The sequence below is a fragment of the Microcoleus sp. bin38.metabat.b11b12b14.051 genome (assembly GCF_013299165.1).
Classification (GTDB): domain Bacteria; phylum Cyanobacteriota; class Cyanobacteriia; order Cyanobacteriales; family Microcoleaceae; genus Microcoleus.
In genome coordinates, this window is record NZ_JAAFKD010000010.1 from 1 (window position 1) to 15,417 (window position 15,417).

The 15,417-nt window shown below is 46.6% G+C and carries 14 protein-coding genes; 11 read left to right on the top strand and 3 right to left on the bottom strand.

All coding sequences use genetic code 11. The features are described from left to right. Positions 1-776: 776 nt before the first annotated feature. Both QZW47_RS12685 and QZW47_RS12690 read right to left on the bottom strand, forming a co-directional pair. Positions 777-1,016: a DUF6737 family protein gene (locus QZW47_RS12685; RefSeq protein ID WP_293127710.1), complete on the bottom strand. Its 240-nt coding sequence runs from the start codon at positions 1,014-1,016 to the stop codon at positions 777-779. A 52-nt stretch (positions 1,017-1,068) separates the two neighbouring features. Further along, on the bottom strand, positions 1,069-1,671 hold the full coding sequence (locus QZW47_RS12690; RefSeq protein ID WP_293127712.1) for a Uma2 family endonuclease: 603 nt from the start codon (positions 1,669-1,671) through the stop codon (positions 1,069-1,071). 322 nt (positions 1,672-1,993) lie between these two features. On the opposite strand from QZW47_RS12690, the gene QZW47_RS12695 reads away from it, so the two are divergent. The 8 genes from QZW47_RS12695 to QZW47_RS12730 all read left to right on the top strand — a co-directional run bounded on the left by QZW47_RS12695 (position 1,994) and on the right by QZW47_RS12730 (position 10,341). Beyond that, positions 1,994-2,656, top strand: a complete 663-nt coding sequence (locus QZW47_RS12695) for a VWA domain-containing protein (RefSeq protein WP_293127714.1) — start codon at positions 1,994-1,996, stop codon at positions 2,654-2,656. A gap of 202 nt (positions 2,657-2,858) precedes the next feature. Next, positions 2,859-3,629 (top strand): PP2C family serine/threonine-protein phosphatase, encoded by a 771-nt coding sequence (locus QZW47_RS12700; protein WP_293127716.1) that lies wholly within the window; start codon positions 2,859-2,861, stop codon positions 3,627-3,629. A gap of 35 nt (positions 3,630-3,664) precedes the next feature. Beyond that, positions 3,665-4,339 (top strand): hypothetical protein, encoded by a 675-nt coding sequence (locus QZW47_RS12705; protein ID WP_293127718.1) that lies wholly within the window; start codon positions 3,665-3,667, stop codon positions 4,337-4,339. Between the two features lie 150 nt (positions 4,340-4,489). Then, positions 4,490-5,182: a hypothetical protein gene (locus QZW47_RS12710; protein WP_293127720.1), complete on the top strand. Its 693-nt coding sequence runs from the start codon at positions 4,490-4,492 to the stop codon at positions 5,180-5,182. Between the two features lie 541 nt (positions 5,183-5,723). Beyond that, the gene (locus QZW47_RS12715; protein ID WP_293127722.1) at positions 5,724-6,728 is read left to right on the top strand and encodes a ribonuclease III domain-containing protein; all 1,005 of its coding nucleotides are present in this window, start codon (positions 5,724-5,726) and stop codon (positions 6,726-6,728) included. 32 nt (positions 6,729-6,760) lie between these two features. Beyond that, positions 6,761-7,498 (top strand): Uma2 family endonuclease, encoded by a 738-nt coding sequence (locus QZW47_RS12720; RefSeq protein ID WP_293127724.1) that lies wholly within the window; start codon positions 6,761-6,763, stop codon positions 7,496-7,498. Between the two features lie 189 nt (positions 7,499-7,687). Beyond that, the gene (locus tag QZW47_RS12725; RefSeq protein WP_293127726.1) at positions 7,688-9,799 is read left to right on the top strand and encodes a DNA-binding protein; all 2,112 of its coding nucleotides are present in this window, start codon (positions 7,688-7,690) and stop codon (positions 9,797-9,799) included. 176 nt (positions 9,800-9,975) lie between these two features. Next, the gene (locus QZW47_RS12730) at positions 9,976-10,341 is read left to right on the top strand and encodes a hypothetical protein (RefSeq protein ID WP_293127728.1); all 366 of its coding nucleotides are present in this window, start codon (positions 9,976-9,978) and stop codon (positions 10,339-10,341) included. Between the two features lie 284 nt (positions 10,342-10,625). Here the strand turns inward: QZW47_RS12730 and QZW47_RS12735 are convergent, their stop codons facing one another. Then, a complete protein-coding gene (locus QZW47_RS12735) occupies positions 10,626-11,741 on the bottom strand; it encodes a precorrin-8X methylmutase (RefSeq protein ID WP_293127730.1) in 1,116 nt (371 codons plus the stop codon). A gap of 259 nt (positions 11,742-12,000) precedes the next feature. Here QZW47_RS12735 and QZW47_RS12740 point away from each other — a divergent pair, with 259 nt between their 5' ends. The 3 genes from QZW47_RS12740 to QZW47_RS12750 all read left to right on the top strand — a co-directional run bounded on the left by QZW47_RS12740 (position 12,001) and on the right by QZW47_RS12750 (position 15,339). Next, complete coding sequence (locus QZW47_RS12740) at positions 12,001-13,113, top strand: flagellar assembly protein H (RefSeq protein WP_293127732.1); 1,113 nt, start codon at positions 12,001-12,003, stop codon at positions 13,111-13,113. A gap of 112 nt (positions 13,114-13,225) precedes the next feature. Next, a complete protein-coding gene (locus tag QZW47_RS12745; protein ID WP_293127734.1) occupies positions 13,226-13,351 on the top strand; it encodes a hypothetical protein in 126 nt (41 codons plus the stop codon). A 74-nt stretch (positions 13,352-13,425) separates the two neighbouring features. Next, entirely contained in the window at positions 13,426-15,339 is a 1,914-nt protein-coding gene (locus tag QZW47_RS12750) for a heavy metal translocating P-type ATPase (protein WP_293127736.1), read from the top strand. Positions 15,340-15,417 lie beyond the last annotated feature (78 nt).

A 15,417-nucleotide genomic window follows, 5' to 3' on the forward strand; every position in this document is an offset into this window, starting at 1 on the left:
TCAATTTAACTGGTTCACTCAAGATCATTTTTACCATCTCAATCACACAAGTCACAACTGCTGATGTCAGATTTTTTGTTTCCTAACCCTTTTAGTATAACTGGGGTTATATTTAATTGCAAGCCCCTTATTGTATAGAACCCATTTGAGATCTATTCTGCATAAATCTCAGAAACCGGGTTGATCTCGGTATTTCTGCTTCCCAACCCAAAAACTCGTAGAAACCCGGTTTCTTGCCCCGGGCGTAAATCTCAGTAGCTGTAGGGTGCGTCGCCTGAGAAAATCCCTAAATTCAACAGATATTCTCATAGCGACGCACCTGATAAACACCGTTGAGAAATGGTATAAGGTGCGTCGCTGTGAGATTGTCGATATTCAGATGAGATTTTCTCAGGCGACGCACCCTACGACTACTTACTGTAGGGTGCGTCGCCGTCGAAAATCCCTAAATTCAACAGATATTCTCATAGCGACGCACCTAACAAACTACGACTACTTACTATTATCAAAAATCATGCAATAGTAGCTGTAGGGTGCGTCGCCTGAGAAAATCCCTAAATTCAACAGATATTCTCATAGCGACGCACCTGATAAACACCGTTGAGAAATGGTATGAGGTGCGTCGCTGTGAGATTGTCGATATTCAGATGAGATTTTCCTCGGGCGACGAACCCTACGACTACTTATTAATCTGAATCAGGTATAAGGTGCGTCGCTGTGAGATTGTCGATATTCAGATGAGATTTTTCTCGGGCGACGCACCCTACGACTACTTACTAATCTGAATCAGAGTCTAAAGCAGCGCTAGACAGCATCAACCTCGGCCAAACCAATAAGAAAAATCCCATCCAAGCCAATAAAGGAATCGCGACTAAAACAGTTATCCAAACTGTTTTTAGCAAAAACCAACTACCAGAAATCAGACTCGTTCCAGTCAACAGAATCGACCAAGGCTGACACCACCAAGGTTTGTAATTCCAAGGACTAATAGCTTTTTGATCAGAAATAGATTTCATGTTTTTAGTAATTTTTACTATATAATAACAGAGTTAGCTCCATTAACCTAATTTAAACATTCATCACCTGTTCGGCTGTCAGCGTTAATTCTGGAAAAGTCCGCGACACAATTCTATCGCTACCTTTAAATGCAGTTGTTTGATAGTTACCGTCTGCATCCAGAAGGTGGACAAATATAGTCGCAACTTTGGGCTTTCCGATGAATTTAGAGCTAGCAATTGCTAAATAATCGACAACCCAATATTCGGCAATTCCCAGACGCTGATACTCATCCAATTTATGAATATAATCGACGTTCCAATTCATTGATGTTACCTCCACCGCTAACTGAATTGGTTCATGCACAGCAGCATAGGCAGAACGGTCAGAATACCACAAATCGCGATCGATCACGCTGACATCTGGTCTCCGCCCTTGTTCGACTCCAGCTTGAGTTACAGTTCTGATAGCTGTTTTGCTTGTTACTACATAATTTAAGCTCAGGTTTTTTATTTGAGCGTGAAAAGAGTCTAAGATGCCGTCAGCAACATCAATATGATTTCTGGTTGGAAATATTTCGATAATCTCTCCGTTCACCAGTTCGTATAATCCATCTTCGGGACATTCTACAAGAAATTGGTCAAAAGTATTTTTTTTTGTGACTGTTGCAATCATAAGATTTATCCTTATTTTGCAGGAATACTATTAGTCTATACTAGCACAGCCAGGAATAAATCTGTTTTTTTGACCGCAGATGCACGCGGATGCACGCGGATGAAGCCAAGGATTAAGAAAAGCACGCGCGCCCTTCTGATATTTAACACGCTGATATTTCACGAAAATGGTAAAATGCGATCGAGACGATTAGAACGTGATTAATGATCCTAACCCATGCGGTCGATCGCTTCTTCCTTCTTCCTTCTTCCTTCTTCCTTCTTCCTTCTGCTATAAAGTAACAAACCTAGAAATCGATCCACTCCAAGGTCAACCCCGAACCATGAGACTAGACGAAGCCGTAGAATTTGCCGAAAACCCAGAGCCACGGTGCCCCTGCGTCCTCCTACTGGACACCTCCGGCTCCATGCAAGGCGCACCCATAGATGCCTTGAATGAGGGGCTAGAAGTTTTTAGGAATGACCTAATTAAAGACGAACTAGCCAAAAAGCGAGTCGAAGTAGCGATTATTTCCTTTGACAATAATATCAAAGTCGTGCAAGACTTCGTGACCGCCGATCAGTTCGAGACACCGCTGCTGACAGCCCAAGGACAAACCCACATGGGCGCCGGCATTCAGCTAGCACTAGATACTATTGCCGCCCGCAAATCCGAATACCGCAACAACGGCATTACCTATTACCGCCCGTGGGTATTTATGATTACCGACGGCGAACCTCAAGGTGAATCGGATGATGTTGTGGAAATAGCAGCACAACGGATTAAAGAGGAAGAAACTAACAAGCGCGTGGCATTTTTTGCTGTCGGAGTCGAAGGTGCTAATATCTCGCGTCTCGCGCAAATTGTCGAGCGCACTCCTGTAAAATTGAGAGGATTAGATTTTCGAGAGATGTTCATCTGGTTGTCGGCGAGTATGCAGAGAGTTTCTCACTCAAAAATTGACGAACAAGTAGCATTGCCGCCGCCCGGATGGGGAACTGTTTAGTCAATTGTCAGTTGTCAGTTGGCAGTTGGCAGTTGGCAGTTGGCAGTTGGCATTTTGTAGGGGCGGGTTTAGCGAAGGATTTATGATACAAATGACTAAAAAAATGGCAAAACCCGCCCTCTCTCTCCCCATGTAAGCGGTAAGGTATTCATCACGCACCCTACATTTTGAGTTTACGAAGTTCTAAATATAAGAGTTATTAATGGAGAATTCATCTTTTAATTGGCAAGTTGTAGCAGCATCGGTGACTGGTACCAGCCATGAAAAACGATCGCAACCCTGTCAAGATGCCCACTGCTGGCGCGTCTTATCGAACGGTGTTTTGGTAGCAGCGGTTGCTGACGGCGCGGGTTCGGCTGCACTCGCAGAAGTGGGGGCGAAAATTGCTGTGGAAGCGGTTGTGGAAACTATTTGTCAACAGGATTTGCAGCCTGAAAGTGACGACGAATGGCAGGTATTTTTGACGGCATCCCTGCAAGTCGCGCGGGCGGCTGTGGAAGCAGAAGCCGCAACCCGGGAAGTGGCGGCGAGGGATTTAGCTTGCACTTTAATCGCGGTTGTGGCGACGCCGGAATTGATGGCGGTTGCTCAAATTGGTGACGGTGCGGCGGTGGCGGGTGATAGTGCAGGAACTGCGATCGCCCTTACTGTACCTCCTTGTGGCGAATATATCAATGAAACCATCTTTTTGATTTCGCCAAATGCGATCGAAACAGCGCAATTTAAGGTGATGCGGGAACAACTGCCGCACTTAGCCGTGTTTTCCGACGGCTTGCAAATGCTCGCTCTCAAAATCCCCGAAGGTACGCCGCACGGGCCGTTTTTTGCGCCTTTGTTTCGGTTTTCGGGCGCAGCCAAGGAAGATGCGGATGCGAAAGAGCAATTAGAGTCGTTTTTGCGATCGCCCAGAGTCTCCGAACGCACCGATGATGATTTAACATTATTGTTGGCAACTTTTTCGAGTAATACCTGATCTGTTCCCATCCACCTAGCAAACCAGACTCAAAAATGACAGATCCACAAATTAGCGCCAGAAGCTTATTGCGAGAAACCTTTGCTGCTATGGGGGATATATACACTCCTTTGTTGATTATCAACTCTCCCGTTTTGATATTTAGCGTCCTTGATAGTGTTATTGATCTACCTTCATCACGTGCTGGGCAGATTATTAACTTGTTCTGTAGGTTAGCAATAATTTTGGTTTGGGGAGCCACTATTTTCTATACTTACCGAAGTTTGACAGGAAAGCGAGTAACTGTAAGTGAGGCTTTCCAGCAAGCTAAAATAAGATTCCCCCAACTTTTTCTGGTTAATCTTATCTATGGATTGCTACTGTTGACAGGCTTGATTGCCCTAATAATTCCGGGGCTATATATATCATATCGGTTAATGTTTTCATCTTATCATACGGTAATTTATAACTATTCGCCTATCAAAAGTATCAGCAGCAGTTGGAAATTAACTAAAGGGCGCTGGTGGTTGTTGTTTAGAGCGACTTCTTTGTTATTGGTTGTGACAATTGTGCCAATAATATTGATATCCTTATTAATCGATCCGACGGGCGAATCCATACCATATAAAGTGGCGGTCGATGTACTCGTTTTTTTATTGATGCCGTTGATGAATGTTTATTTACTCTTATTGTACTTGCGGTTGCAGGAATCGGCAGCAACTATGAAATAGGCATCTACTCAAATAAAGTCAAGGGCTGGCAGGATACCTGTTCCATAACAATTGTTAGAAATGTTTGATGAGCGGCGAAAATTTGGCACGGTTCTATAATAAAATCGAGGTGTCAACAATTCTGGTTTAGTCTGTACAGTAGGTCGTCACTTGCAAGCACAAGAGATTAAGGATAAGCTCAACTCCCTAATTAGCGAAGCAGATCTCATAGATCCGAGTTTGGCGAGAAGATTGGATGAAATCAATCGCTGGGTGAAAGATGTTAAACCCGGTTCGCTAACTGCTAAGAAATTTGTGCTGGCTTTTTTACTACAGCTTATGCGAGATTCTCAGGTTTGGCTGATGGTTCAATCTCTACCTTCGGAAAGAGAACGACAAGCGGCGTTTGAGTTAATGACTCCGGGCGAAAGGTATTGGTACGGCTATCTATTTCCTAAATGGCTCAGCGAAAACGATCGCAAATTTTACATCTGGAAACAAAAACTCAAGGCTGGTGAATTCGATCCGGGTGACGATCGCGTCATTCGTGCGATCGCGGCCCGGATCGTCGAACGCCAAGGCAGTGTTTTGTATCGCTATGTAGCCGATCTTTCTATGGCTACCGATTCGATCGTCAGCAACCGCCAACAGCAGCCCCTCTGCATTCAAGTCACCACTCTTTCTGATGAATTTTCGGAACAAAAATATCAAAAATGGCAACAAACTCTTCAAGGCTGGGGGATTGACAGGGGACTATTCTTAAGTTATGATACAAAAGATGCAAATTTCCTGAACCAGTTAGTTAACATTGCATTATATAATAGTGATAATTTGCCCGCAGGTCGTTACATCAAATTCCCATAAATTCACCCGATCTGCTGCTGAGAATAGTTCGACTGCTAAACACTCGGTGAACAACAAATTTTGATTAACTCGCATATTGCAGAATTTTAGACAATGCCACCAACTTAATCATCAGCCCGCTTGCCTTGTGGGGGAAGGCTACGCCAAGATTTTTCTTCCCATTTTCTGTTTCCGGGAGGAGTCTGGCAAACTGCGGCAACAGGTGCGAACTACGAATGCTAAGCAACGGGAAGATTTACCGCAGCAATCAATAGGGGTAAAGTGCAAAATTCCCACCCGAGGAAAGATAGAGGTTCTGCGTAATTCCCGGCCAAGCAACGGGAAGATTTACCGCAGCAATTAATACGGGTAAGATGCACGGCCCGATGGCAGCCTGCGAACGATCGAGGTTTTGCGTAATTCGCGGCTAACCAATGGGAAGATTTACCGAAACAATCAATCTTGTAAAATAACTAGCAACTCGGTATAAAGTGAATTTAGATTTGATTGAAGTGCAGTGAAGTTGTTGGAAATAAAATCAAATTACATCAAAATCAATACTATGACAGTACAAGGCACAAGCACCGTTGAAAGCAATTTACAAAAACTATTTGAAGAACTAGAAGCTGCCAGAAAAATCCAGGATGATTGGATGCACAACGGGGTGGATTTTGTGGATTTGTATGTCGAAGATGCGGGCGGTGATTGGTTGGAAAAGTGGGGTAAATGTGAAGAAGAATTAGAGCAGATAAAAATTAAACAGGTAGATATTGAAGCAGTCAAAGTGGCGATCGACCTTTCGGACTTTGGGCAAACCCAACTGCTGGAAATTGCCTTGGCTAATAGTTGTCATGTCAGCGAGGACGATCGGCCCAATCATTCTCCCACTGGCCAAGAAGTAAAGCACCAACGGCTGTTACTGCTGGGCGGAGCGATTTTTGGTGCTGTTGTCACCGATTACCTGTACGGCGAATATCCCGAACTCGACTGCGATGCTATCTCAACTTTAAAAGCTCGTTTAGCAGACCGAAAAAAACTCTCAGAAGTCGCAGAAAGTTTTAAATTGAAGGAAAATAGTTCGCGGCTTGGGGACGATAAAGAAGCAGACGAAAGTGAGTACAATAAAATTTTAGCCGAGAGTTTTGAGGCTTTATTTGGCGCGATTTACTTAGAGTTCGATCGCAATTTTTCCCGTGCGGGCAATTGGCTGATTCAAAAGTTGATTGAACCAACTCTGGGCGAACATCTCGATCTAACTCAGCAGTCGAAAGGTACGCTGGAAAACGAGCTAAAACGGCGGGAAATCCTGGGGGCGGACATTCTTGAGGCGATCGCGATCGACTATCTGTACAACCGCTTTCCCGATCGCAACAGCAGCCAGCTAACTCGTTGGAAAAATCTGTTAGGGGCTAAAGAGATTTTCCCGAAAGACTTTAAAACAAAATTAGGCAGTCATTACCTAGAATTGGAGAGCAATTTCTCGCGTACCCGCGACTGGCTGGTGGATAATTTCATTAAAACCGCAGTTGACGAACTGGAAGACGAAACAGGCGATCGACTAAAATAAAATCAACTCCTAAAAAAAATGGGAAAACAGCAATGGTTACACAACTGCAATCTCCCGAAAAAGCAAAGATCATCTACCCCGACGATAACGGTGAACCGATGTCAAACAATACGGATCAGTTTCGATTAATCGTTTGGATTAAAGAAAATTTAGAGTTGCTGTTTGCAGACGATCCGAATGTTTTTGTCGCAGGTGACTTGCTTTGGTATCCGGTGGAAGGGAAGAATAAACTATGCCAAGCGCCAGATGTGATGGCAATTTTTGGCATACCCAAAGGATACCGAGGTTCTTACCAACAGTGGAACGAAGATAATATTGCGCCGCAAGTCGCCTTTGAAATTTGGTCGCCGGGAAATCGTCTGACTCCGATGATGCAAAAATTTCAATTTTACGAACGCTACGGTGTGGAAGAATACTATTTGTACGATCCAGAAAAATTGGAACTGATAGGATGGTTGCGGGTTGAGGGAAAATTAGAACAGATCGAACAAATGGAGGGTTGGGTAAGTCCGAGACTGGGAGTGCGGTTTCAATTATCTGAAACTGGACTCGAAATGTTCGGGCCTTCTGAAGAACCATTTATGAGTTTTGCTCAGATCGATCGACTGCGAAAGCAAGCCGAGACGCGGGCTGAACAAGAACGCCTGCGGGCTGAACAAGAACGCCTGCGGGCTGAACAGGCAGAAATTCTGCTGGAACAAGAACGATCGCGATCGCAAGCTTTAGAATCAAGACTGCGAGAAATGGGAATCGAGCCCGATCGATTGTAAGCACAATTGCAAAATTGAACTATTGTGGAACAGGAATCTTGCCTGTTGCTGAGTTTTCCAGGACGGGCAGGATACTCATCCCAAAACAAAATAGAATTACCGGTTTATCAGTGGGGTAGCTTTCTAAAATCTAAAATCCAAAATCTCAAATCTAAAATTGATTAATCCTCTATCCCCTAACGGAATTCTATGCAGTTGCAGCGCCAATTTAGCGGACAACTGATTGCGATCGACAGCAACAGCGCGATCGCCAGCGGCGGTGAAGGTCGCATCTACCCGATCGCCCAAGACTCGTCCCTTCTAGCAAAAATCTACCACAAACCGACAGACGAAGACGGCGACAAACTCACTGTCATGTTCAGTATGCCGCCGGATGCGCCGATCGCGGAACCGGGACACGCTTCAATTGCTTGGCCTCTCGATTTGCTGCATACTGTCGGCGGGCGCGAAAAAATCGTCGGTTTTGTGATGCCGCGCGTCAACAAAGTGCTGCCGGTACACACTTTCTACACTCCCAAAACCAGGCGCGAACAAAAACCGCTATTTAACTATCTTTACCTCCACCGCACCGCCAGAAACCTCGCCTCGGCGGTAAACGCCCTCCACGTCAGGGGTTACGTCATCGGCGACGTGAACGAGTCGAACATTCTGGTGACGGATACGGCTTTGGTAACGCTGGTAGACACCGATTCGTTTCAAGTGCGCGATCCTTATACTGGTTACGTTTATCGGTGTCCCGTGGGGAAACCAGAGTTTACGCCGCCCGAATTGCAGGGCCAGATTTTCCGCGATATCGATCGAGCTCCAGAGCACGATTTGTTCGGTTTAGCGGTATTAATTTTTCAATTGGTGATGGAAGGTACGCACCCGTTTTCGGGAGTGTATCTCGGTAGCGACGAACCGCCGTCTTTGGAAGCGAGAATTCGATCGGGCCATTTCCCCACCGGTACCAAGCGAATACCCTACCGCCCGATGCCCGCTGCGCCACCTTTCGAGATGCTGCATCCGCGGCTGCGGCAGATGTTTGTCCGCTGTTTTGAGGAAGGGCACGGCAATCCGTCGGCGCGCCCGGATGCGAAAACTTGGGTGAATGCGATTCGGGAAGCGGAAGATTCTCTGGTTACTTGCAGCAAAAACAGCCAGCACAAATACGGAAATCATTTGAGTAGGTGCCCTTGGTGCGATCGGGCAAAACTCCTCAAAGGCCGCGATCCGTTTCCTTCGCGACAAGCAGTCAGCAACGGATTGCACTTGCAGCCCGCCACAACCAAGCGTAAAAAGCCCTTATCCCCGCCTCCTGTGAGGGAGACCGCAGTGCGCCGACAACAGCCCGCCACGGGGCTGCCGCGCCAACTGGGCAACTATCAAATGCCGATGCTGCCTCTGCCTTCTCGGAGTCGGACTCCGGCGCCTCAGATTCCCCCTAGCAAGTTTGAGAGAATTGTTCAGGATGCTGCTTGGGGCGGTGTTTGGGGCAGTTTGTGTTTGGCCGCGGTGGTGGGGATAGCTTCGCTAATTGCTGAAGGCGGCGGCCCGATTTTGGGCGCAATTATTGTCGGTTCGATTTGGGGCAGTTTTTTTGGGATGATGTGGGGTATTTTCACTTTGTCGCCGCAGCAAATTTGGCGCAAGTGGGGTGGTGTATTGACGGGGGCGGCTTGGGGGGCTTTTTTGTTGGCGGCGATCGCGGGTGCGGTGTCTGGGGCGATTAATGGCAATCCGGCGATCGGGCAGGCGATCGGGTGTGGCGCCGCGGTTGGTGCTGGTTGGGGCTGTATTTGGGCAGGTTTTGAGCCTCCTCTGGCGATGCCGATCAGCAGAGTGTGGGGCCGGCGCGGAGCATTTTTGGGGGCGGTTTGGGGAGGGTTTTTGGGGACTTTGGCGGGCGTTTTGCTGGGGATGGGGTGGGTGGTTTGGCAGCAGTATAACGGACAGATGCGGCCGACGATCGAATTCGGGGGTTTGTTGCTGGGTGTGGCTATTGTGGCGGCGGGTGTGGGTTCGGTTGGAGGTGTCGTTTCAGGGACTTTCTTGGGTGTTTGCGGGTTTGCGCCGAAGCTGCCGGTGTCGTTTCAGCCTTCGGGGATTCGCGGTGCGGCTTTGGGTGCGATTTGGGGGAGTTTTTTGGGGACTTTTGCGGGTGCAGTGTTGGGGGCGGGGCTTTGTGCGGTGTTTCCGGCTCTCAGCGGTGGGGTGTCGGTGCAGTTGGCCCCTGTTGTCGGTGCGATCGTCGGGGCTGGTTTGGGGGCGATTTGGGGGGTAATTTCGGGTGCTGTTTGGGGCGCTCTGGGGAAGTGGTGATGTGATTTAATTTATTGGATGAGACTTATTGCATAAATCTTCGATCGATCGTTCAAGCGCAGATGCAAGGTAGATCGACGCAGATTAACGCAGATGTATTTCAAGAGAGAGAGCGAATTACAATCTGGTCTATTGAATCCTGTTTTTTACCTAAACACGTTTTGGAGTTAACGAAGATGAATCAAACCTGGATTGTTTACAAAGTCGAATCAATGAGCGCCGAAGGCTGGAGAGAACGCAAATTAATGCCATCCGGTGGTTTAACCGAAATGTTGACTGAAGAATGGGACTTTTCCGGCAAATTGCCCAAAATCGGCGATCGCCTGCGAGAATATACCAATCTGCAAGACCCCGACAATGGCATTACTCACGGTAGAGATGGCGACTGGATTGTGACTCGCATCAACCATTTTTCGTCTGAGGAAACCCAGCAGGAAATCGCAATATGTTATTGTGCTTATCAGCCCATTGAGGTTAAGTGGGTCGAACTGAAACGAGGCAGACCGGTTAACGAGATTTTGCAAGCCACTGAGGTTGGGTAGCTTGTCAGAAACCGGGTTTTTTACGAAAATATTTCATCGCAGCCCGCAGATTCGGTAAAAACCCGGTTTCTTTTACCAAAATGCGTCCACGAATTTCAACCTAAACCCTATTAAGGATGGAAACCCAACTAATATCAATCCCATTTTCCCTTGTAGCAACTGCTACATCCGTAAAGAGATTAATAACTTCATAAACAGAGTCGCTTATCCATCACGCATAAACAGTTTGATTCCCGTATGATGTAACTGACAACTGCCCACTGTCAACTGTCAACTGTCAACTGTCAACTGTCAACCGTTCTAAGATGACAGTGACAATTCGGCTTGGCAATCAAAGACTCAACCAAAGCATTCAAAGCAACCGCCGCCAATAATCCGCCGCCAAAAGTTCCCACCGTCGTAATATAAGGAATTCCCGATCGCACTAACCGCCGTTTCGCCACCGGAGCATGACTAAAACCGATCGGCATTCCAATCACCAAAGCCGGTTGCAGTTGCCCGTTCGCGATCGCTTCACAAACCGCCATCAGCACAGACGGCGCATATCCGATTACTAATATACATCCTTTTTCCAATTTCAACAACTTTTCAAACCACTCGCGTTCGTGCCAGAATTTCTGTTCTGCTTCCGGTGCAGCATTAATGTGCGAATCATCAATTAAAGTTGTGATACTTGTTCCCAAATGAGCCAATCTTGTGCTATCCAAAGCAGCAAAAACAGGAGGCACATCAGCCACAATTTGACATTGATTTTTCAAAGCTTCCCGCGCCGATTTAATCGCCGTTTCGCTCAACTTCACAAACGGCAGCAGCGAACAATCACCGGATGCTAACACCAGTTTTGATAGCAAGTCTACCTCAATTTCCGAGCGATCGCTCAAATCCGGCAACAAATGCTGTAACGACTCCCCAAATGCCTCCGGGTGAGTGTGTGCCCCCGCATCCCAACCATCCCAAAGTTGTTCTAACTGTCCCAATCCCCCCTCAGTTTGGGCCTCCAAAACCCTCAGTTGCGCCAATGCGCCCGCCTGCACCGCTTGACACGAAAGATCCCGCCCCAGCAATCCTTCGAGGGCTGATGCCGTTTCTCGCAGGCGCACAATCTGCTGAATTACCGACAGATATTGTCGTTGCAAAGTCGCCATCAGCGCGTCTGGGGAAGCCTCCGCGTCTGTTTCTAAGAGTTTGCGAATGTGAGACAGTTGAAAGCCTTGCTGCTTGAGTGCAACGATTCTTTGGAGTCTTTGCACGTCGCTGCGGGTATACAGTCTGTAGTTAGAAGTCGATCGCACCGCCGGAGAAAGTAGCCCCAAGGTGTGATAGTGTCGCACCATCCGAGGGGTAATTGTACCTTTTACCGCTTCAGTAAGTTGTTTGATTGTCAGGTATTGTTGCTGCATAATACCAATTGGGAAAACTAGAGCTAAATATTCTAAATTGTACCCGATATTTGTAGCGAAACGTTATTGCCATGTCCGGCGCTGGCCTCGGGGAATTTTCTAATTAACATTAATTGTCATTGCGAGGAACGAAGCAATCGCAAAGACTTAGATTGCTTCGTTTTTCGCAATAACATAAAACCTAAACTCTGGCTTTACAACATGATATAATTAACTTGTGCAGTAAATCCAAAATCTAAAATCCACAATCCAAAATCGAATGACTCGATTAATTCACGATCGCTTTGCCAAAGAATACCTAGAAGAGATGCTGTCTCCACTTGGGAAAGTCGAGATCGGCCGCGATGTCACTTCCGAAGTACGCGAAATCGATGTTTACTTTACTTATGAAACCACAATCCCAGAACATCTCGCAAATTTGGGATTGTTGGGACAACTAGCAACTGCGACGGCAATTTTTGAACCATTCCGCAACCCAGTAACTACCAGAGAAGTTGTAAGCTGCATCAGCAAATTGTTTGATATTCAGAGCGAATTAGAGCGAGAAGCCAGAAGAGACAATATTCGATTTAACGAAAATGATTTGCCGAAATTGTGGATTCTCACTCCCACAGCCTCAGAATCGCTATTAAATGGGTTTCGCGCACAAACAGATGAACCCAATTGGATGCCAGGAATCTATTTTTTGGGGGAATCTATGCGATCGGCAATTGTGGTCATCCATCAGTTGCCAAAAACTCCCGAAACCTTGTGGATAAGGATTTTGGGTAAAGGAAAAGTGCAGGAAAGGGCAGTTTCGGAGTTGAGCGCCTTGGCTACAGACAATCCACTGCGAATTAATACGTTAGAATTGCTGTATCGACTGCAATCAAACCTAGTAGCAGATTTAGAACAGCCCATAGAAACAGAAGACCGGGAGTTAATTATGACTATCGCACCTCTATTTCAAGAACAGTTACAAGCCGCACAAGAACAAGGATTAGAACAAGGATTAGAACAAGGATTAGAACAAGGATTAGAGCGAGGAAGACAAGAACAACAGCGCTTAATCTTTGAGAATTTCCTGCGAGTGAGATTTGGAGAGTTAGACTCGTTGATGATAGCGTTTCTCTCTCCGGTATCCAAGATACCTGCTGCCGAGTTTACGGTAATTTTACTCGGGATATCTATGCTGACGGTGGATGCAGCGGGAAGACAAGAAGCGGTGAGATTGTTAGCAGAAAATGTCTTAGGACTGCGCTTAAATGAATTTAACGATAGTTTACCTACACTGGTTGCTAATTTGTTAGCTTTACCTGTGGAAGAATTGACATTGTTGTTAGAACAATTGCCGCAGTTATCAACTGATGAATTGATTTCTCGATTGGGATGATATAGTCTTGGACGCACGGGTGGTCAGAAACCGGGTTTTTAGTAAAATACTTGATTGTAGCCGACAGATTCGGTAAAAAACCCGGTTTCTTTGGCTTGATGCGTCCAGGATTATGTTTGTTTGTCCAGGACACGGCAATGCCGTTTTCTTACCAGATTTACCGACAGTTTATCGCACTTGGCGATCGCCCGAAATGCACGACACGGCATTGCCGTTTCCTTACCTGGAGGGAATTTAGATTAAAAGCTTGACATTGACACTAATGTCAAGGTTTACGATGCAGGAGTCATTCTATCAAATCAAATTTTCCCAATGACTCCCAATTCCCTCCCCATCTCTCGCATCTCGCGCCTCGCAGAAGAACATCCCGATGCTGTGACAGCCGCCCTGTGCGGAATTCTCGTAATTTTTGGTTCGATCGCCCTACAAGTCGGTTGGCTGGGCTTAGCGGTGTTAATATTGCCCGCTGCTTACGTGATTGGTGGCTATTCCAGCACCCGCGAAGGCTTGACTACGCTTATTGAAGAACGCGAATTAGATGTAGATTTATTGATGATTGTCGCTGCTTTGGGCGCGGCAGGTTTGGGGCTGTGGCGGCGAGAATATCATTTAATTGTGGATGGTGCGGTTTTAATTTTAATCTTTGCAATTAGCGGCGCGCTGGAAGGTTATGCTATGCAGCGGACTGAACGGAGTATTCGCAGTTTGATGAGCTTGACTGCCGATACTGCGCGGGTGTTAATGTACGATGGGGAACGAGAAATTGCGATCGATAAATTGGCAATTGGCGATCGTATTTTAGTCAAGCCCGGAGAAATCATCCCCACAGATGCGATAATTATCGAAGGTTTTAGCACCCTAAATCAAGCCTCAATTACCGGCGAATCGATGCCAGTCGAAAAAACTGCCGGTGATGAAGTCTATGCTGGGACAATTAATGGTTTCGGCGCGCTCAAATTGGAAGTTCACAAAAATCCAGAAAGCAGTTTGATTCAGCGAGTGATTCGGCTGGTACAGCAAGCGCAAACAGAAGCGCCGCCTTCTCAGCAGTTTGTGGAAAAGTTCGAGCGCGGTTATGCTAAATTAATTGTCGGTTTAGGCTTGCTGCTGGCAACTTTGCCGCCCTTTATTTTAGGCTGGAATTGGGAAGATACGATTTATCGCGCGTTGATTTTCCTAGTAGTCGCTTCTCCCTGCGCGCTGATGGCTTCGATTATGCCGGCGCTGCTGTCGGGGATTGCTAACGGCGCGAGACAGGGAATTTTGTTCAAAAGTGGCGCGCAATTAGAGATAATTGGTCAAGTTCGGGCGATCGCCTTTGACAAAACTGGAACCCTCACCACCGGAAAACCGCAAGTTATCCAAATTGTACCAGCAACCGGATATACTCAAACAGAAGTTCTGCAATTGGCTGCGGCTCTCGAAACTCATTCCGAACACGCGATCGCCCAAGCAATCGTCCAGGCTGCAAATCAGCAAGAGTTATCGTTGTCAAGTGCGATCGACGTACAAGCAAAAATTGGTAGCGGAATTGTCGGCCAAGTTGACAATCAAACCATTACCATTGGTAAAGCAGGTTTTGTCGGAACCACCGCCGAATTGACAGAAGTCAGCCATCGCCTGCAAGGGGAAGGAAAAACGGTTGTTTGGGTGGCAAAGGGCGATGAACTTTTAGGCATCATTGCAGTAGCAGATACAGTCCGCCCGGAAGCAGCAGCCACAGTCCAACGCCTGAAAAAATTAGGCATAGAACACATCATAATGCTGACCGGCGACAACGAGCAAACCGCTCAATATATCGCCCGCCAATTAGGAATCAATGAAGTGTACGCCGAACTTTTGCCCGAAGACAAAGTACACCTAATTAAGAAACTGCAAGCCCAGTATCAAACCGTAGCAATGGTAGGAGACGGCATCAACGACGCCCCCGCCCTCGCTCAAGCTTCCGTAGGAATTGCGATGGGAATTTCCGGTAGCGATGTCGCTTTAGAAACCGCCGACATCGTATTAATGGCGGATAAGTTAGAACAACTAGCTAAAGCAATTAGTTTGGGGCGTCGCGCTCAAAATGTGGTCAAACAAAACATTGTGTTTGCGCTCAGTTGTATTATACTGTTGTTGGCTGCTAATTTTCTCGGAAATATCACAATGCCGATCGGCGTCATCGGTCATGAAGGCTCTACAGTTTTAGTAACGTTGAGCGGTTTGCGGTTGCTGAGACATTAATTAAATTACTCTTTCACCGACAATTTGTAGGGGCGGGTTCATCAACAATTTACGATCGCAATCAACAATCTCATAAAC

Excerpts from the sequence above, each read along its gene's own strand:
- QZW47_RS12685 (WP_293127710.1), bottom strand. The coding sequence starts at position 1,016 with ATGAAATCTATTTCTGATCAAAAAGCTATTAGTCCTTGGAATTACAAA.
- QZW47_RS12730 (WP_293127728.1), top strand. The coding sequence starts at position 9,976 with ATGAATCAAACCTGGATTGTTTACAAAGTCGAATCAATGAGCGCCGAA.
- QZW47_RS12690 (WP_293127712.1), bottom strand. The coding sequence starts at position 1,671 with ATGATTGCAACAGTCACAAAAAAAAATACTTTTGACCAATTTCTTGTA.
- QZW47_RS12725 (WP_293127726.1), top strand. The coding sequence starts at position 7,688 with ATGCAGTTGCAGCGCCAATTTAGCGGACAACTGATTGCGATCGACAGC.
- QZW47_RS12715 (WP_293127722.1), top strand. The coding sequence starts at position 5,724 with ATGACAGTACAAGGCACAAGCACCGTTGAAAGCAATTTACAAAAACTA.
- QZW47_RS12745 (WP_293127734.1), top strand. The coding sequence starts at position 13,226 with ATGTTTGTTTGTCCAGGACACGGCAATGCCGTTTTCTTACCAGATTTA.
- QZW47_RS12750 (WP_293127736.1), top strand. The coding sequence starts at position 13,426 with ATGACTCCCAATTCCCTCCCCATCTCTCGCATCTCGCGCCTCGCAGAA.
- QZW47_RS12740 (WP_293127732.1), top strand. The coding sequence starts at position 12,001 with ATGACTCGATTAATTCACGATCGCTTTGCCAAAGAATACCTAGAAGAG.
- QZW47_RS12695 (WP_293127714.1), top strand. The coding sequence starts at position 1,994 with ATGAGACTAGACGAAGCCGTAGAATTTGCCGAAAACCCAGAGCCACGG.
- QZW47_RS12735 (WP_293127730.1), bottom strand. The coding sequence starts at position 11,741 with ATGCAGCAACAATACCTGACAATCAAACAACTTACTGAAGCGGTAAAA.
- QZW47_RS12720 (WP_293127724.1), top strand. The coding sequence starts at position 6,761 with ATGGTTACACAACTGCAATCTCCCGAAAAAGCAAAGATCATCTACCCC.
- QZW47_RS12705 (WP_293127718.1), top strand. The coding sequence starts at position 3,665 with ATGACAGATCCACAAATTAGCGCCAGAAGCTTATTGCGAGAAACCTTT.
- QZW47_RS12700 (WP_293127716.1), top strand. The coding sequence starts at position 2,859 with ATGGAGAATTCATCTTTTAATTGGCAAGTTGTAGCAGCATCGGTGACT.